Source organism: Microbacterium sp. 70-16, assembly GCF_001898315.1.
In the GTDB taxonomy this organism is placed as follows: domain Bacteria; phylum Actinomycetota; class Actinomycetes; order Actinomycetales; family Microbacteriaceae; genus Microbacterium.
This window is the reverse complement of record NZ_MKTQ01000029.1, coordinates 1-17,100: the sequence shown is the minus strand read 5'-3', so window position 1 is coordinate 17,100 and position 17,100 is coordinate 1. Positions and strand designations below refer to the sequence as shown.

Sequence of the window (17,100 nt, the reverse complement as noted above, 5' to 3'; positions counted from 1 at the left end):
CCCGGTCCGTTCGTAAACGGGCCGGGGCTTCGTTGAGCTTGCGCAGCTTTCGCGCAGCGCGCGGTCAGTCCTCCGGGACGAAGTCCGCGAGGTAGTCGAGCGTGCCGTCGAGCACGGGGACGGCCTGCAGCACGCCCTCGCCGTCGCCGGACTGGAACGTCATGTCGCGGTCGGTGCCGGGCACGGTGTCGAGGCCCTCGAACAGCAGCGGGTCGGCGCCGTCGAAGCCGAGGCTCACGGTGGTCTTGGCGGGAACACGCACGCTCTTATTGACGCCGTCGATGCCGACCATGAGGGTCGCCGTCGCGTCGGTGTCGTTGACGATCGCGGCGAGGAAGTTCGCCGCCGAGCCGGACTCGTCGGCGACCAGCAGCGCGTTGCGCACCTCGAGCGGGCCGGATGCCGGGATGTTGACGCCGTCGGCCGGCGAGTAGGAGAGTGTGGTCGCCTGCGGCGAGATCATGCTGCAGCCGGTCATGCCCAGCAGGAGCGCGGCGGCGAGGGCGACGGGCGCGAGACGGCGCGTTTTCACGGATCCTCCTAGGGATGTCTGGCAGTGCGTGTCCATTCTAGGGGGGACTTCGGTGTTTCTCATGGCGTGTCTGCCGGGTCAATCGGCGAACCTTAGCGTATGCACGCTGTGGTATCCTGGAGGTTGCCGAAAGGACATAACTGCATGCTTTTTGAGGTTGGCGAGACGGTCGTCTATCCGCACCACGGCGCCGCGACGATCATCGAGGTCAAAGACCGGATCATCAAGGGCGAGACCAAGAAATACCTGAAGCTCAACGTCACGCAGGGAGACCTCATCATCGAGGTCCCGGCTGACAACGTCGACTTGGTCGGCGTTCGCGACGTCATCGGCCAGGAGGGTCTGGACCGCGTCTACGACGTGCTGCGTGCGGCATTCACCGAAGAGCCGACGAACTGGTCGCGCCGGTACAAGGCGAACCTCGAGAAGCTTGCCTCCGGCGACGTCATCAAGGTGTCCGAGGTCGTGCGCGACCTGTGGCGCCGCGACCAGGACCGCGGTCTGTCCGCCGGCGAGAAGCGCATGCTCGCGAAGGCGCGCCAGATCCTGGTGTCTGAGATCGCCCTCGCGCTCAAGGCTGACGAAGAGCACGCCGGTGGCGTCCTCGACGAGGTTCTCGCCAGCTGACGCAGGCTCGGTAATCTCGGAGGCATGATGTCCTCCGTGATCCCGGTGCCCCGTGTCGCGATCGTCGTGGTGGCCGCAGGGTCGGGCCAGCGGCTCGGCGCCGCCGCACCGAAGGCCTTCGTCGGCATCGACGCGCACACCGTGCTGAGACACGCCCTGACGGGCGTGTTCGCCGCGCCGCAGGCGCAGGTCGTCATCGTCGCGCCCGCCAGTCGCGTGGGCGATGCGCTGACCGATGCGCACGAGGCGGCGGGTGACCGGCATGACCTCGTCAGCGTCGTCGCCGGCGGTGCGACGCGACAGCAGTCGGTCGCCGCGGGACTTGCCGCGGTGTGGCCCGATGTCGAGTACGTGCTCGTGCACGACGCCGCGCGTGCGCTGACGCCGCCCGCCGTGTTCGCGCGCGTCATCGCGGCACTTCAGAGCGGCCGCGACGCCGTGCTGCCGGTGCTGCCGGTCATCGACACGATCAAGCGTGTCGACGGGGATGCCGTGGTCGAGGCCGTCGACCGGGCGAGCCTGACGGCGGCCCAGACGCCGCAGGGCTTCCGGCGCACCGTGCTCGATGCCGCGTACGCCGGGGCATCCGACGATCACACCGATGACGCCGCGCTCGTGCAGGCGGCCGGCATCGCGGTGTCGACGGTCGCGGGCGACGAGCGGGCGTTCAAGATCACGACGCCCGCCGACCTCGAGCGCGCGCGCACGCTGGTCGGCCAGGCGGCGGCACCCGTGGGCATCCTGCCGCGCGTGGGACTCGGCACCGACGTGCACGCCTTTGGCGGCGACGGCACCCTGTGGCTTGCCGGGCTGGAGTGGCCGGGTGAGCCGTCGTTGCACGGGCACTCCGACGGTGACGCCGTCGCGCACGCGATCGTCGACGCCGTGCTCGCCGCGGCGGGCCTCGGCGACATCGGCACCCACTTCGGCACCGACCGCCCCGAGCTCGCCGGCGCGCACGCGGCTGCCTTCCTGACCCAGACGCGCGGCCTGGTCGAAGCCGCCGGATTCCAGATCGGGAATGTGTCGGTGCAGGTGCAGGCGAACCGGCCGCGCTTCGCCGCCCGCCGCGCCGAGGCGGAGGCCGCGCTGACGGCAGCGCTGGGCGCGCCCGTGGCGGTGTCGGCGACGACGACCGACGGCCTCGGCTTCACCGGTGCGGGGGAGGGCGTCGCGGCGTTCGCCGTCGCCCTCGTCGTCCCGCGCTGAGAAGTACCGCTCAGAGCTCGCGCGTCATGAACGTCGACAGCGGGTCGGGCAGGTAGCCATCGAACGGCCCGCACTCGACGAAGCCCTCGCTGGCGTACAGTCCGCGCGCCGGTGCGAAGGCGGGCTCTGAGCCGGTCTCAAGCCAGAGCGAGCGGATGCCACGCTCCGCGGCCGCCGTCATGATGTGCCGCAGCAGGGCACGCCCCGCGCCTGTGCCGAGGAAGCGCTCGTCGACGCGCATGGACTTCAGCTCGCCCCGCGAGGCATCCAACTGCTTGAGTGCGCCGACGCCGACCAGATCGTCGCCCCGCCACGCCGACCACACCGTGATCTCGGGCTGCCGCAGCGCGGCCAGGTCGAGGGCGTGCACGCTCTCCGGGGGCGAACCTTGCTGCATGCCCGCCAGATGTGCGGCGAGCAGCGCGCGCGTGGGCGCTCCACTCAGATCGTCGACGGCGATGCGCAGGGTCATGATCCCAGCCTGGCGCACCCGTGTGTCGGGCGTGTGTCGCGCGGTCAGCCCTCGGCCCGCTCGTTCGCAACTGCAAGGGATCGTGGACGACACGCCGTGGCGACGGCGGGATGCCCCGGCGTGTCGCGGCCGCGGCCTTGCAGTTCGGTCGCAGCGGCGACCTTGCAGTTCGGCCGCGGCTCACCCCTCGACGGCGAACGGCTCGGGGTCGCGCACGCGGCGCGAGCCCCACGCGAGCATCGCGAGCCCCGCGGCGAGGACGGCAAGGCCCACCGTGGCGAGCGCGGAGAGGTGCTCGCCGAGCACGGTGAGCCCCAGGACCGAGGCCGTGAGCGGCTCGCCGAGCGTCAGCGTCGCGGCGGTCGCCGCCGACAGGCCCTGGAGCCCCCAGGTGAACAGCGTGTACGCGGCCGCAACCGTCGCGAGGCCCAGCCACAGCGCCATCGCCCAGCCGCGCGGCTGCGCCAGCCACGAGAGGTCGACCAGCGGCATCGCGAGTGCGCCGACGACCGCGGCGCTCGCCCCCATCGCGCCGACGACGGTGAAGGCATCCCACCCCGCATCGAGCAGTCGGCGCTGCACATTGGCGATGACGGCGAAGCTGGCGCCTGCGCCGACCGCGCCTGCCACGCCGACCGGATCGGTGCCGCCCGACCCCGCCGATCCGCCGAAGCCCAGCAGCACGACGCCGGTCGTCGCGAGCGCCGTCGCCCCGATCCAGGTCGCGCTCGGCAGGCGGCGCGTCAGCGCCCACTCCAGCAGCCCCGCGAGCACGGGCGCCGACCCGAGCGCGATGACCGTGCTGACGGCGACGCCGTTGCGCGCCGTGCCGAGGAAGAACAGCGGCTGATAGACGGCCAGACACAGTCCGGTGAGCGCCATCAGCAGCGCGGGGCGGATGCCCAGGCGGGGCCGCGTGGCAGATGGATGCCGCTTCGCGTGCCGTGACGCAAGCGGGAACGCCAGCAGAGCGAGGGCGGTCCCGCCGATGACGATGCGCATGACGCCGACAGCCAGCGGTGTCGTGCCGTCGGGGCCGAGCGCCTGCGATGTGCCGGTCGTCCCGAACAGCACCGCGGCGAGGAGGACGGCGATCACGTGCAGCACATCTCCGTTGTAGCGCATCGCGTGACCCTCACGTCTGCGCGGGGCCTCGCCGGTAGGCTGGAACGGTGACGGTCCGGCTCTATGACACTCAGGCGCAGGCCCTGCGCGACTTCACGCCCCTCGATCCCGCGAACGTCACGATGTACGTGTGCGGCCCGACGGTGCAGTCAGGGCCGGGCATCCATCACCTGCGCGCCGCGCTCGCGTTCGATCTGCTGCGCCGCTGGCTGCAGCGCCGCTTCGGACGGGTCACGTTCGTGCGCAACGTCACCGACGTCGACGACAAGGTGCTCACCAACGCGACGCCCACCGAGCCGTGGTGGGCGCTCGCCTATCGCATGGAGCGGGAGTTCTCGTCGGCATATGCCGCGATCGGCATCCTTCCGCCGACGTACGAGCCGCGCGCGACAGGCTCGATCCCGCAGATGCAGGAGCTCATCGCACGGCTGATCGACGCGGGGCACGCCTACGCCAACGCCGGCGACGTCTACTTCGCGGTGCGCTCGTGGCCCGCGTACGGCTCGTTGACGCACCAGAGCGTGGATGCCATGGAGCCCGCCGCCGACGCCGACGAGCGGGGCAAGCGCGACCCGCGCGACTTCGCCCTGTGGAAGGGCGCCAAGCCCGGCGAGCCGGCCGACGCCGTCTGGGAGTCTCCGTGGGGGCCGGGCAGGCCCGGCTGGCACATCGAGTGCTCGGCGATGAGCAGGCGCTATCTCGGGCCCGAGTTCGACATCCACGGTGGCGGCATCGACCTGCGCTTCCCGCATCACGAGAACGAGCTCGCCCAGTCGACGGCCGCCGGTGACGGCTTCGCGCGCTACTGGCTGCACAACGGGCTCGTGACCGTCGGCGACCAGAAGATGTCGAAGTCGCTCGGCAACTTCCTGCTCGCGCACGACGTGCTCGCCGAGACCGATCCGCTCGTGGTGCGCTACGCGCTCGCTGCCGCGCACTACCGGTCGAGCCTCGAGATCACCCCGACGACGTTCGCCGAGGCCGACGCCGCGCTCGCGCGCATCCGGACGTTCCAGCAGCGCGCGGCGCGCGTGCTCGGCACCGCGACGCCGCTCGTGGCGGCCGACCTGCCCGAGGCGTTCGCGAGCGCGATGGACGACGACCTCGGCGTGCCGCAGGCGCTCGCCGTCGTGCACGAGACGGTGCGCGCGGGCAACGCGGCACTCGACACCGACGACCGGGATGCCGCCGCGCGCGCCCTCGTCGAGGTGGGCCGAATGACGGGCGTCCTGGGCCTCAATCCCGCCGATCCGCAGTGGCAGGATGCCGCGGCTGGCGCCGAGACGCAGGCGCTCGACGCGCTCGTGCAGGCGATGATCACGCAGCGCGCACAGGCGCGCGCCGACAAGGACTGGGCGGCAGCCGACCGCATCCGCGACGCGATCGCGGCGGCCGGGGTCGTCCTGGAAGACACAGCACACGGAACACATTGGAGTCTCGATGGCCGGTAAGCCAGGGCGCCCGGGCGCCGCAAAGGGCGGGAAGGGTCCCACGAAGGGATCCGGGGGCAAGAACAAGCGATCGCTGGAGGGGCGCGGACCGACGCCGAAAGCCGAGGACCGCGCGTGGCACCCGGCCGGCAAGCGCAAGGCCGCGGCCGAGCGGTACGCGGCGGCGGGCGGCAAGCCGAAGCCGAAGGTGGCCGGCATCAACCGTGCGCCCAAGGCGAAGGCGGGCGACGACACCGAGAACGTGACGGGCCGCAACTCGGTGCTCGAGGCGCTGCGCGCGAAGATCCCCGCGACGGCCTTCTACATCGCGCAGCGTGTCGAGATGGATGACCGGGTCAAGGAGATGCTGTCGATCGCGACGCACCGTGGCATCCCCGTCATGGAAGTGACCCGCCCCGAACTCGATCGCATGGCAGGCTTCGACGGCGTGCACCAGGGCGTCGCGCTGAAGGTGCCGCCGTACGAGTACGCGCACCCGCAAGACCTGCTCGAGCAGATCGTCGAGACGGGCCAGACGCCGCTGCTGGTTGCCCTCGACGGCGTCACCGATCCGCGTAACCTCGGAGCGATCATCCGCTCGACAGCCGCATTCGGCGGTCAGGGGCTCATCATCCCGCAGCGCCGTTCGGCGGGAGTGAACTCGGCCGCGTGGAAGACGAGCGCGGGGGCAGCCGCCCGCATCCCCGTCGCGATGGCGTCGAACCTCACGACGACGCTCAAGGAGTTCAAGAAGCAGGGCGTGTTCGTGCTGGGCCTGGACGGCGGCGGTGACGTGTCGCTGCCGGCGCTCGAACTCGCCGACCGCCCCGTCGTGATCGTCGTCGGATCCGAGGGCAAGGGGCTCTCGCGCCTCGTGATCGAGACGTGCGACCAGATCGTGTCTATCCCGATCTCGTCGGCGACCGAGTCGCTCAACGCCGGTATTGCGGCATCCGTCGCGCTGTATCAGGTCGCGACGATCCGCGCGGCATCGGAATGATGCCTTCCCGGGAATAGACGCGCCCCCGCCGCGGCTGTTACCGACGTCACTCGACGGAAGGAAGATCCATGGCCCTCATCGCAGTCATCGGCGGAACCGGATACGCCGGCCGCTACATCGTCGCCGAGGCGGTCGAACGCGGTCACAGCGTTCTCTCGATCGCACGTTCGGTGCCCACCGACCGCGTCGCCGGCGCGACGTACATCGAAGGCACCCTGCTCGACGTGCCGAGCCTCGTGACGCAGCTCGAGGGCGTCGACGTGGTCGTCAGCGCCGTCTCGCCGCGCGGCACGATGGAGGGACTCATGCGTCCCAACCTCGAGGCGCTCAACAACTCGCTGCCCGAGAGCGTGCGCCTGGGCGTCATCGGCGGTGCCGGTGGCAGCCTCGTCGCCCCCGGCGGCCCGCGCCTGGTCGACAGCGGCTTCCCCGAGGAGTTCAAGGCCGAGGCGCTCGAGGCGATCGGCGTGCTGGAAGACCTGCAGAGCGAGCAGACCGGCCGGGACTGGTTCTTCGTGCACCCCGCGGGCAGCTTCGGCGCCTGGAACCCGGGCGAGCGCACGGGTGTGTACCGTGACGGCGGCGACGTGCTCGTGACGGATGCCGCGGGGGAGTCCTACATCTCCGGCGCAGACCTCGCGGTGGCCGTGCTCGACGAGATCGAGCAGCCGAAGCACCACCGCGAGCGCTTCACCGTCGGGTACTGACGTTCAGACGAGGTCGCGCCAGTCGATCTCGTCGTCATCGTCGTCGTGCGTGCCGATCGGCGCGGTGATGATCGGGATCGACACGGTCTCGGTGGGCGGGCCCATCAGGGTCGCCTCGTCGCGGCGGTGGCGCAGCACGGTGTCGACGTACGAGGACAGCACCTCGGCGATCGGCACCGAGCGGCCCCGCTCTTGAGACATGTACCACCGGTGCTCGAGCACCTGGTGGAACACCTCGGCGGGCTCGAGCTTGCTGCGCAGGTCCCACGGGATCGCCTTGACGACGGGCTCGAACACGCGGGTGAGCCACTCGTGCGCGACCATCTCCTCGTCAGAGCCGAGGCGTGACACGCGCACGCGGAACTCATCCATGTCGTTGAGCAGGCGCCGGGCCTGGTTCTCTTCGACGTCGAGCCCCGTCAGACGCAGCAGGCGACGCTGGTGGTGGCCGGCGTCGACGACCTTCGGCTGGATCGAGACGCGCGTGCCGTCGGCATCCTGCTGGATCGACATCTCGCCGATGTCGAACCCGAGCCCGTTCAGGCGCTGCACGCGCTCGGTGATGTGCCACGCCTCACCGGCCGAGAAGGTCTCCTGATCGGTGAGCGCGGCCCAGAGCGACCGGTACGACGACATGATGCCGTCGGCGATCGCGATGGCATCCACACCGCCTTCCAGGCGCCCGCCGGCCTCGAGGTCCATGATCTCGCCGGCGATGTTGGTGCGGGCGACGTCGAGGTCGTGCTCGCGCTGGCCGCGGGTGAGGCCCGCCTCGTGCAGCTCACCCGTCTCGGCGTCGACGAGGTAGGCGGCGAACGCGCCGGCATCCCGCCGGAACAGCGTGTTCGACAGCGACACGTCGCCCCAGAAGAAGCCGACCGTGTGCAGGCGCACGAGCAGCACCGCGAGGGCGTCGACGAGGCGCCCGGCGGTGTCGGGGCGCAGCGTCTGCGTGAACAGGGCGCGGTAGGGCAGCGAGAACTTGAGGTGCGCCGTGACGAGAGCTGCCGGCAGCGGCTCGCCGCGCGGCGTGCTGCGGCCGTCGATCACCGCGACGCGGTCGACGCAGGGGACATCCAGGCGCGCGAGCATGCCGAGCATCTCGTACTCGCGACGCGCCATCTCGCCCGTGGTCTCTTTGACGGCGACCACGCGGCCGGACAGGTTCGCGAACCGCACGAGGTGGCGCGAGAGCCCCTTCGGCAGCGACACGATGTGGTCGCTGCGCCACTCGTCGAGCGGCGTCGCCCAGGGCAGGGCCAGCAGGCCCGCGTCGATGCTGCTGGCGGTGATGCTGAGCGAATCGGCCACGTGCTGCTCCCGATCTCGTGCGGGTCGGATATGACGCGACGCGGGGGCCCCGGATCAATACCGGGAGCCACCCGCGTCGTGTCAGTGTCGGATCACGCCGAAGCGATCGCCTTCTTGGTGAGGCGCTCGCCCGACTCGATGTCGAATGCGTGCACGTGGTGCGGCACGGGGGCCAGGACCACGGTCTCGCCCGCGTTCGGGTGGTTGCGGCCGTCAACGCGCGCGACGATGTCGGTGCGCTTGCCGCTGATGTCGGTGTGCCCGTACAGGTAGCCGTCCGCGCCGAGCTCCTCGACGAGGTCGACCGTCACCGACAGGCCCTGGCCGTCGGCCGGGTTGACGATGATGTCCTCGGGGCGCACACCGGCGGTGACCTGCGTGGCGCTCGTGGGCTTGTCGATGTCGGCGTCGACGACAGCGGTGCCGAACTGGATGCCGCCGGCGCTCGCGAGGTCGACCGGGAACAGGTTCATCGCGGGCGAGCCGATGAAGCCGGCGACGAACACGTTGTTCGGCTTCTCGTACAGGTCACGCGGCGAGCCGACCTGCTGCAGGAGGCCGTCCTTGAGCACCGCGATGCGGTCACCCATCGTCAGAGCCTCGGTCTGGTCGTGCGTGACGTAGACCGTCGTGACGCCCAGGCGACGCTGCAGAGACGCGATCTGCGTACGGGTCTGCACACGCAGCTTGGCGTCGAGGTTCGACAGCGGCTCGTCCATGAGGAACACCTGCGGCTGACGGACGATCGCGCGACCCATCGCGACGCGCTGACGCTGACCACCCGAGAGGGCCTTCGGCTTGCGGGTCAGGTACTCCTCGAGGTCGAGCAGCTTGGCGGCCTCGAGCACGCGCTGGGCGCGCTCTTCCTTGCCGACGCCGGCGATCTTCAGGGCGAAGCCCATGTTCTCGGCGACCGTCATGTGCGGGTACAGCGCGTAGTTCTGGAAGACCATCGCGATGTCGCGGTCCTTCGGCGGGATGTCGGTGACATCGCGGTCGCCGATGAGGATGCGGCCCGAGTTGACCTCTTCGAGGCCGGCCAGCATGCGCAGCGACGTGGACTTACCGCAACCGGACGGTCCGACCAGGACCAGGAACTCGCCGTCGGCGACCTCGAGGTTCAGCTTGTCGACCGCGGGGCGGGTGCCTCCGGGGTAGAGGCGGGTGGCGTTGTCAAACGTGACGGATGCCATTTGTTCTTCTCCTTCACCGGCAGGTACGTGCCGGACGATCCGTAGTGATGGAATGAGCGGGGGCTAACCCGCACGCCCATCGTTGGGCGCAGGGTCATTATCGCACGTGTCGGCAGTGGATCGTGCCGAGCTGACATCGAAGCGAGAGGCCCCGTCTGGGCATTTCCCAGGGTGGCGCCGTAGCATCGTGAATGTCGCCGTCCCCGGGGCGACCGAGCGCCTCGACGAGTCGTCGCCGCGCACCCCGCAGTTCTCCGAGAGGTCCCATGTCCCACGACGACACCCCGAACGCGTCATCCAGCGACGAATCGGCGACGTCGGAGACCCCCGCGAACGAGGTCACGCCGACCGGCGAGACGCAGGTCGTGCCGGGCCGCCGCGAGGCGGTGCGCGAGAAGGCCCAGCAGGTGCACGTGCAGCAGTCGCGGGCGCGCATCGCGCGCCGGGTCGCCCTCATCACGGGTGCCGTGGCGGCGGTGGCTGTCGTGGCCGTCGTCGTGTCGTGGACGATCAGTGGCGCGGTCAGCCGCCCGCAGCTCACGCCCAAGAGCGCCGACGACGGCGGGTTCGCCGTGACCGCGATCACCGGATCGGCCGCGCTCGGTTCGCTCGCCGAAGTGGCGACGCCGACTCCGACGGCGGAGCCTGAGGTCCAGGGTGACGAGACCCCGACGCCGACTCCGACGACGACCGCCCCGGTCGAGATCCACGTGTACGTCGACTACCTGTCGCCGACCGCCCGCGAATGGCAGTTGGCCAACTCGGCGCAGCTGTCGACCTGGGTCACCGACGGCGCGGTGACGCTCACCTACCACCCGGTCGCGATGCTCACGGCGAAGTCAAACGGCACCAAGTACTCGCTGCGCGCGGCTAGTGCCGCCGCGTGTGTCGCCACGTATGCGCCGGACTCTTTCTTCGCGTTCAACGCCGACCTGCTCGAGCGTCAGCCGAGCATCGACTCGGACGGTCTCTCCGACAAGATGCTCGCCGATCTCGCGCAGGCCAACGGCGGCGACGACCTGACGCGGCTGCGCGACTGCATCGAGACCGAGGCGTTCGCCTCGTGGGTCAAGACGTCCACCGAGAGCGCCGTCGCCGGCATCGACGGCACCGACGGCCTTGCGCTGACGGGCAACTCGCTGGTCACCGTGAACGGCCAGGCCTACGTCGGCGCGTCGGATGACCCGGCCGAGTTCTCGCAGTTCGTGCTCACGACCGCGAGCGGCAAGTCCGCCAAGGCGCAGAGCGCGACGCCGACACCGACGGCATCCGTCACCCCGTAAGTCGTCACAGCAGGCACCGCCCGGCACCGTAGACTGGATGCCGCCCCGCCGGCTTGGCGCAATTGGTAGCGCACCTGTCTTGTAAACAGGGGGTTGCAGGTTCAAGTCCTGTAGCCGGCACCGTCTCACCGACCGCCGCGCCGCGTCAGCGTCGCATGGGCCGCGTGCGCACGTCGCCCAGGAAGTGCGCGACGAGCACCGACGTGATTGACCCTGCGGCCAGGATCGCCGCCAGGACGACGATCTGGAAGCGCCCCGCCTCCAGCGGCGAGATCCCGCCGAAGATCGCCCCCACGAAGGCGCCCGGCAGCACGACCAGGCCCGTCGTCTTGGTCTGGTCGATTGAGGGGATCAGCGCCTCGCGCACGGCGCGGCGGGCCAGCATGATGGTCGACTGGCGCGGCGTCGCGCCGAGCGACAGCCAGCCCTCCACTTCGTCCCAGTGGTCGTCGATGACGGCGACGAGGTCGCGGCCGGTCAGGGTCGCGATGCTCATCGAGTTGCCGATGATGATCGCGCCGATCGCGAGAGCGTAGCGCGGCGTGAACTCGAGGGCGTGCGTGCCGAACACGAACAGCGTCGCGGTGAGGATGCCTGTCGCCATCGCCGCCGCGGTCAGCCCGCCCGTCCGCCACGACCAGCCCAGACGGCCCGTCGCGACCGCCGACGCGATCGTGAACATCACGACGAGGGCCAGCGCGATCCACAGCGGGTCGGAGATGATCCCCGACAGGATGACGCTGATGACCGCCAACTGCAGCGCACCGCGGACGATCGCCAGCAGCGGCTCCCACGAACGCGCGACCCGGAAGGCCGACAGCACGGCGACCGTGATCGCCGCGAGGATCGCGACGCCCAGCAGGGTCGGGGCAAGGTCGGTCCAGATCGTCACACGCGGGAGCCTACGTGGGTTTTCACCGGCGATGCGTCGGGGTGGAGACTGCGGCATCCGGATAGATTCGGGAACGTGGAAGAGCCGCACCCCCGCACCGAACCCGAGACCATCACCGAGGCGATCTGCGTTCTCGGCTACGACTGAGCGGACGCTGAGCGGGCACTGAGCAGACACGCCTGATCGCGGCGCCCGGCTAGGCTGGGTGGCCGTGACGACGACCCCGCACCGCCTGCCAGCGGCCGTCGCGCTCGCCGGTGCCGTCCTGGTCGGCGTGCTCACGGCGATCCAGGCGCGCATCAACGGTCAGCTCGGGCTGCGGCTCGATGACGGCTTCACCGCCGCCGTCATCTCCTTCGGGTCAGGACTTGTCGTGCTGATCGTCTTGTCGGCACTGCTGCCGGCAGGCAGACGCGGCTTTCGCGCCCTGGCATCCGGGGTGCGCGCTCGCACGATCCCGTGGTGGATGCTCGCCGGCGGGGCAGCCGGCGCCTTCACCGTCGAGACGCAGGGACTCGCCGTCGCGATCATCGGCGTCTCACTGTTCACGGTGGGTGTCGTCGCGGGCCAGACCCTGTCGGGGCTCGTCCTCGACCGCATCGGGTACGGCCCCGCCGGCGTCGTCGCCGTCACGATGCCGCGCGTCGCCGGGGGAGGGCTGGCCCTTGCCGCCGTCGCGATCTCGCTGCAGGGCGGTGTGCTCGAGCGGGTGCCGTGGTGGATGCTCGTCATGCCGGTCATCGCCGGTGCCGGCATCGCGTGGCAGCAGGCCACGAACGGCCGCTTGCGGCAGCGTGTCGGCACGCCGCTCACGGCGACGCTGGTCAACTTCATCGGCGGCACCGCGATCCTGCTGGCCGTGGCTGTCATCCACACCGTGATCGCGGGCCCGCCCGCCGCCTATCCGACCGACCCGTGGCTGTACCTCGGCGGGGTCGTCGGCGTCGTCTACATCTTCATGTCGGCAGCGCTCGTCGTGCACACCGGCGTCCTGCTGCTGGGGCTCGGTGCGGTGGCGGGGCAGCTGGTGACGGCGTTCGCGCTGGACGCCCTGTGGCCCGCCGACGCGGGAACGGGATGGCTCATCGAGCTCGCGATGGTCATCGTCGCCGGCTCGGGGGTCGCCGTCGCGGCCGCACCGTGGCGCCGCCGCTGACCGGCAAGGACGGGCGAGGCCGCTGACGGCCGGGATCGGCTAACCCTTATCGGGTTTCTTCGCCTTCTTCTTCTCGCCCTTGTCGGCCTTCTTGTGCTTCTTGCCCTTGTCGGGCTTATTGCGCCAGTGCGCGATCTCGCCCGGCAGGCTCGGCTGGTCAGGCAGGCTCGGCTGATCGGGCACCGTCGTGACGGCGGGCATCCGGCTCACGAATCCACTCGCGTCGACCGCTTTGCGCCGCTCGGGGCGACTGCGCTCGGGCTTGCCGCCCACGTACAGCCAGCCCAGCAGCTCTTCGTGCTTGCCGAGCCCGTGCGCCTGCGCGACGGCCTTGCTGCGCGTGTAGTGGCCGGTGCGCCAGATGACGCCCCACCCGGCCTCGTCCAGCAGCAGACTCAGCACGTGTGCGACGCCCGAAGCGACCGCCTCTTGCTCCCAGTGCGGCACCTTCCCGCTGTCGCGGTAGCTCGCGACGATGGCGATCAGCAACGGAGCGCGCAGCGGCTTGGTCGAGGGCTTGTCGTCGCCGTCGGCCTTCGCTATCGCCGCGCCGAGCGCGAGGCGGTCATCGCCGCGCAGTTCGATGATCCGCCACGGCCGCAGCGACGAGTGGTCGGCGACACGCCCCGCCGCAGCGACGAGCTCGAGCAACTCTGCGGCATCCGGCGCGGCATCGGTCACCTTCGACCACGATCGCCGGGCGCGGACCGCCTCGAGAGCGGGCCGCGCAGACACCTCGCTCATGCCTTCGGCGAGAACGAGAGCGACAGCGAGTTCATGCAGTACCGGTCACCGGTCGGCGTGCCGAACCCGTCCGGGAACACGTGGCCGAGGTGCGATCCGCAGTTCGCGCAGCGCACTTCGGTGCGCACCATCCCGTGGCTGTTGTCTTCGAGCAGCTGCACGGCCTCGGGCCGCACCGACTCGTAGAAGCTCGGCCAGCCGCAGTGCGAGTCGAACTTCGTGCCCGACTGGAACAGCTCCGCCCCGCACGCGGCACACGTGTACAGGCCCGCGCGGTGCTCGTCGAGCAGCTCTCCCGTCCAGGCGCGCTCGGTGCCCGCCTGTCGCAGGACGGCGTACTGCTCGGGGCTGAGCTCGGCCCGCCACTGCTCGTCTGTCTTGTTCACCTGGTAGGTCATCGGGGACTCCTCTACTCCACCACTATTCAACCCGAAGAGCGCCCATCCTGTTCCTGTGCGACCGGCATGATTGGGGGCATGGATGCCGAGGCTGAGGCCGTCGCCGCGCGGTACGAGCGGTTCGCCCGCGAGGAGGCTCCCGGGCGCTCCAACCTGTATGCCGCGTGGGCCGCGCAGGTCGCGGCCGACCCGCAGCTGCAGCGCGTGCTCGCGCGCATTCCCGCGCGACACCGCCAACCGCCGCTCGTGTTCGCCGTCACGCGCCTGCTCGGCGCCGGTGAGCCCGACGCCGCGACGTGGCGCGACTGGGTGCTCGTGCACGCCGACGCCGTCGTCCGTGAATGTGAGCAGCGGTCGTTGCAGACGAACGAGCCGCTGCGCTGCGCCGCGCTGCTGCCGGCGCTCAGTCGCATCCCCGGGCCCATCGCGCTGCTCGAGATCGGCGCGAGCGCGGGGCTGTGCCTGTTTCCCGACCGCTACTCGTACCGCTACCGCGGCGCCGCGGGCGAGATCGCCCTCGACCCCGCCGGCGGGCCGTCGCCGGTCGTGCTCGAGTGCGAGGTTCGCGGTGAGCGGATGCCCGAGGTCTCCCTGCCCGACATCGTGTGGCGGGCCGGCATCGACCTCGCCCCGCTCAACCCGGCCGCGCCCGACACGCACGCCTGGCTCACCGGCCTCGTATGGCCGGGGGAGGCGGGCCGGGCAGACCGCGTCGACGCGGCGCTGCGCATCGCGGCATCCGACCCGCCCCTGCTCGTCGCGGGCGACGGTGCCGACCTGCTCGCCGAGGTCGCAGCGGCAGCCCCCGCGGAGGCGACGCTGGTCGTCCAGACACCCGGCGTGCTCGCGCACATCCCGTGGGTGGCGCGGCACGAGCTCATCGCGGCCGCCCGCGGCACCGGCCGCTGGATCACGCTCGACGCTCCGGGTCTGCACGAGGGCTGGGCGACGCCGGTCGACACCGCCGCGTGGCCGGGCGGATTCGCGCTCGCGCTGGACGGCGACGTGCTCGCCGCGACCGATCCACTCGGCGGCTGGCTCGCGATGTCGCGGTGACACCGAGTGGCATCCGGGTTTCTGCGCGCACCGACCGTAGCCTGAGATGGTGCCCCTCTCTGACCGCGACCGAACCCTGCTGGACTTCGAATCCCGCTGGAACGGTCACGGCGCCGCGAAGGAAGAGGCGATCCGCCGTCAGCTCGAACTGACGCCGGCCCGCTACTACCAGCTGCTCGAGCGCGCGATCGATCATCCGGATGCCGCGGCCTACGACGCCCTGCTCGTGCACCGGCTGCGGCGGCTGCGCGAGACGCGTGCCCGCGAGCGGGCGTCGCGCGTGCGCACAGGCGCGGCCGGGTAACATTCTCTGGTGCCCAAGACCCCGCCGCCGAGAGACCGTTTCGACGAGCTTCCCGCTGACGCCGGACGCGTCGGGGCGCACCGGGCAGAGAACCCGCGCATGCGCGGCGGTGTCGTGCTGCTGTGGTCGGCGATCGCCACGATCGTCCTCGTGACGATCGGCGTGTTCGGCACGCTGTTCGCGACGGGCCGCATCACGTTCTCGCTGACGTCCGCGCCCGTAGCCACGGTCGCGCCCACGGCTGACCCGGTGCTCGACACGTCGTACAAGGTGACGATCCTCAACGCGACCCCGCAAGAGGGCCTGGCCGGCACCATGAGCGACACGCTCGTGGCGGCAGGCTGGTCGGCCGACGACATCACGGCGGGCGGTGCGGGGTCGGAGGACTTCGCGACGACGACGGTGTTCTACTCCGATGCGGCCGACGAGGGCGCAGCCCGCGGCCTCGCCGAGGCCATCGGGGGAGCGGCCGTCGAACTCAGCGACGCGTACGCGGGCCTGTGGGGCGACGAGACGGTCAAGCAGCTGGTCATCGTGATCGGCCTCGACCGCACCGACGCGGGCTGACCCTGCCGCACGCCCCGACGGGCGGTGTGTGTTTCACGCGTGTGAACTCTTCGATGCGCGCGTGTCAACAGTCGCGGGATCGGCGATTTCGCGGCATCCGCGCTGGTTAGCATGGCGAAGTCCCACCGCAGCATCAGGAGATTTCGCATGACCAACGGCACCGTCAAGTGGTTCAACGCAGAGAAGGGCTTCGGCTTCATCACGGTCGAGGGCGGTCAGGACGTGTTCGTGCACTACTCGAACATCGACATGACCGGATTCCGCGTGCTCGAAGAGGGTCAGGCCGTCGAGTTCACCGTCGGAACCGGCCAGAAGGGGCCCCAGGCCGAGTCGGTCCGCGTTATCGCCTGAGTCCCCGTTTCCTCCCCGCTGCCCGCGCGTCCGCGGCGGCTTGCACTCGTCATGCCCGAGTGCCAGAATGAGTTAGCACTCCATCCTTGCGAGTGCTAAAGACTCATCCTCACGTCCGGGAGGGACGACACACTTATGGCAAAGATCATCGCTTTCGACGAGGAGGCCCGCCGTGGCCTCGAGCGCGGCCTGAACATCCTGGCCGACGCCGTCAAGGTGACCCTGGGCCCCCGTGGCCGCAACGTCGTGCTCGAGAAGAAGTGGGGCGCCCCCACGATCACGAACGACGGCGTCTCGATCGCCAAGGAGATCGAGCTCGACGACCCGTACGAGAAGATCGGTGCGGAGCTCGTCAAGGAGGTCGCCAAGAAGACCGACGACGTCGCCGGTGACGGCACCACGACCGCCACGGTCCTGGCTCAGGCGCTCGTGCGCGAGGGCCTGCGCAACGTCGCAGCCGGCGCCGACCCCATCTCCCTGAAGAAGGGCATCGAGAAGGCCGTCGCGGCCATCTCCGACGAGCTGCTGGCTTCGGCCAAGGAGGTCGAGTCGAAGGAGCAGATCGCCGCCACGGCATCCATCTCCGCCGCAGACCCCGAGATCGGCGAGCTGATCGCCGAGGCGATCGACAAGGTCGGCAAGGAGGGTGTGGTCACCGTCGAGGAGTCCAACACCTTCGGCACCGAGCTCGAGCTCACCGAGGGCATGCGCTTCGACAAGGGCTACATCAACCCCTACTTCGT

The 17,100-nt window shown here is 70.6% G+C and carries 19 protein-coding genes, 1 tRNA gene and 1 pseudogene; 13 read left to right on the top strand and 8 right to left on the bottom strand.

The window, feature by feature from the left end; all coding sequences use genetic code 11:
- Window positions 1-64: 64 nt before the first annotated feature.
- Window positions 65-532, bottom strand: a complete 468-nt coding sequence (locus BGO46_RS13585; RefSeq protein ID WP_292675100.1) for a DNA modification methylase — start codon at window positions 530-532, stop codon at window positions 65-67.
- A 144-nt stretch (window positions 533-676) separates the two neighbouring features.
- On the opposite strand from BGO46_RS13585, the gene BGO46_RS13580 reads away from it, so the two are divergent.
- Window positions 677-1,159 carry a CarD family transcriptional regulator gene (locus BGO46_RS13580; RefSeq protein ID WP_292897081.1) on the top strand — a complete coding sequence of 161 codons (483 nt, stop codon included), beginning with the start codon at window positions 677-679 and terminating at the stop codon, window positions 1,157-1,159.
- Between the two features lie 24 nt (window positions 1,160-1,183).
- On the top strand, window positions 1,184-2,368 hold the full coding sequence (gene ispD / locus BGO46_RS13575; protein ID WP_292675103.1) for a 2-C-methyl-D-erythritol 4-phosphate cytidylyltransferase: 1,185 nt from the start codon (window positions 1,184-1,186) through the stop codon (window positions 2,366-2,368).
- A gap of 10 nt (window positions 2,369-2,378) precedes the next feature.
- On the opposite strand, the gene BGO46_RS13570 is transcribed toward ispD, so the two are convergent.
- The gene (locus tag BGO46_RS13570) at window positions 2,379-2,840 is read right to left on the bottom strand and encodes a GNAT family N-acetyltransferase (RefSeq protein ID WP_292675105.1); all 462 of its coding nucleotides are present in this window, start codon (window positions 2,838-2,840) and stop codon (window positions 2,379-2,381) included.
- 180 nt (window positions 2,841-3,020) lie between these two features.
- On the bottom strand, window positions 3,021-3,965 hold the full coding sequence (locus BGO46_RS13565) for an EamA family transporter (protein WP_292675107.1): 945 nt from the start codon (window positions 3,963-3,965) through the stop codon (window positions 3,021-3,023).
- A 47-nt stretch (window positions 3,966-4,012) separates the two neighbouring features.
- Between BGO46_RS13565 and cysS the strand changes: the two genes are divergently transcribed.
- The 3 genes from cysS (at window position 4,013) to BGO46_RS13550 (ending at window position 7,102) form a co-directional block, all read left to right on the top strand.
- Window positions 4,013-5,416, top strand: coding sequence for a cysteine--tRNA ligase (gene cysS, locus BGO46_RS13560; protein ID WP_292675110.1), 1,404 nt, complete (start codon window positions 4,013-4,015; stop codon window positions 5,414-5,416).
- Window positions 5,406-6,395, top strand: a complete 990-nt coding sequence (gene rlmB / locus BGO46_RS13555) for a 23S rRNA (guanosine(2251)-2'-O)-methyltransferase RlmB (RefSeq protein WP_292675113.1) — start codon at window positions 5,406-5,408, stop codon at window positions 6,393-6,395. Before cysS ends, rlmB begins: the two co-directional genes overlap by 11 nt.
- 68 nt (window positions 6,396-6,463) lie before the next feature.
- Window positions 6,464-7,102 carry an NAD(P)H-binding protein gene (locus BGO46_RS13550; RefSeq protein WP_292675116.1) on the top strand — a complete coding sequence of 213 codons (639 nt, stop codon included), beginning with the start codon at window positions 6,464-6,466 and terminating at the stop codon, window positions 7,100-7,102.
- Between the two features lie 3 nt (window positions 7,103-7,105).
- Here BGO46_RS13550 and BGO46_RS13545 read toward each other — a convergent pair whose 3' ends face one another.
- A complete protein-coding gene (locus tag BGO46_RS13545) occupies window positions 7,106-8,413 on the bottom strand; it encodes a DUF4032 domain-containing protein (protein ID WP_292675119.1) in 1,308 nt (435 codons plus the stop codon).
- Window positions 8,414-8,505: 92 nt separating this feature from the next.
- Window positions 8,506-9,606, bottom strand: coding sequence for a sn-glycerol-3-phosphate ABC transporter ATP-binding protein UgpC (gene ugpC / locus BGO46_RS13540; protein WP_292675122.1), 1,101 nt, complete (start codon window positions 9,604-9,606; stop codon window positions 8,506-8,508).
- Window positions 9,607-9,872: 266 nt separating this feature from the next.
- Here ugpC and BGO46_RS13535 point away from each other — a divergent pair, with 266 nt between their 5' ends.
- Both BGO46_RS13535 and BGO46_RS13530 read left to right on the top strand, forming a co-directional pair.
- On the top strand, window positions 9,873-10,889 hold the full coding sequence (locus BGO46_RS13535; protein ID WP_292675124.1) for a thioredoxin domain-containing protein: 1,017 nt from the start codon (window positions 9,873-9,875) through the stop codon (window positions 10,887-10,889).
- Between the two features lie 47 nt (window positions 10,890-10,936).
- Window positions 10,937-11,009 (top strand) — tRNA-Thr (locus BGO46_RS13530).
- Between the two features lie 25 nt (window positions 11,010-11,034).
- Here BGO46_RS13530 and BGO46_RS13525 read toward each other — a convergent pair.
- Window positions 11,035-11,781 (bottom strand): ABC transporter permease, encoded by a 747-nt coding sequence (locus BGO46_RS13525; protein WP_292675127.1) that lies wholly within the window; start codon window positions 11,779-11,781, stop codon window positions 11,035-11,037.
- A 205-nt stretch (window positions 11,782-11,986) separates the two neighbouring features.
- Here BGO46_RS13525 and BGO46_RS13520 point away from each other — a divergent pair, with 205 nt between their 5' ends.
- On the top strand, window positions 11,987-12,937 hold the full coding sequence (locus tag BGO46_RS13520; protein ID WP_292675130.1) for a DMT family transporter: 951 nt from the start codon (window positions 11,987-11,989) through the stop codon (window positions 12,935-12,937).
- Between the two features lie 195 nt (window positions 12,938-13,132).
- Here BGO46_RS13520 and BGO46_RS13515 read toward each other — a convergent pair.
- Window positions 13,133-13,681 (bottom strand): annotated as a pseudogene (locus tag BGO46_RS13515) (nitroreductase family protein); the annotation flags it as partial.
- Window positions 13,678-14,079: a peptide-methionine (R)-S-oxide reductase MsrB gene (gene msrB / locus BGO46_RS13510; protein ID WP_292675133.1), complete on the bottom strand. Its 402-nt coding sequence runs from the start codon at window positions 14,077-14,079 to the stop codon at window positions 13,678-13,680. The pseudogene BGO46_RS13515 and the gene msrB, both read right to left, overlap by 4 nt.
- Before the next feature lie 78 nt (window positions 14,080-14,157).
- Between msrB and BGO46_RS13505 the strand changes: the two genes are divergently transcribed.
- From BGO46_RS13505 to BGO46_RS13485, 5 genes are all read left to right on the top strand, one after another.
- Entirely contained in the window at window positions 14,158-15,135 is a 978-nt protein-coding gene (locus tag BGO46_RS13505) for a DUF2332 domain-containing protein (RefSeq protein ID WP_292675136.1), read from the top strand.
- Window positions 15,136-15,184: 49 nt separating this feature from the next.
- Complete coding sequence (locus BGO46_RS13500; protein ID WP_292675138.1) at window positions 15,185-15,439, top strand: DUF3263 domain-containing protein; 255 nt, start codon at window positions 15,185-15,187, stop codon at window positions 15,437-15,439.
- A 9-nt stretch (window positions 15,440-15,448) separates the two neighbouring features.
- A complete protein-coding gene (locus BGO46_RS13495; RefSeq protein WP_292675141.1) occupies window positions 15,449-16,006 on the top strand; it encodes a LytR C-terminal domain-containing protein in 558 nt (185 codons plus the stop codon).
- Between the two features lie 147 nt (window positions 16,007-16,153).
- On the top strand, window positions 16,154-16,357 hold the full coding sequence (locus tag BGO46_RS13490) for a cold-shock protein (RefSeq protein ID WP_292675143.1): 204 nt from the start codon (window positions 16,154-16,156) through the stop codon (window positions 16,355-16,357).
- Between the two features lie 135 nt (window positions 16,358-16,492).
- A partial coding sequence (locus BGO46_RS13485) for a TCP-1/cpn60 chaperonin family protein (protein WP_299986281.1) occupies window positions 16,493-17,100 on the top strand: 608 nt, incomplete at its 3' end.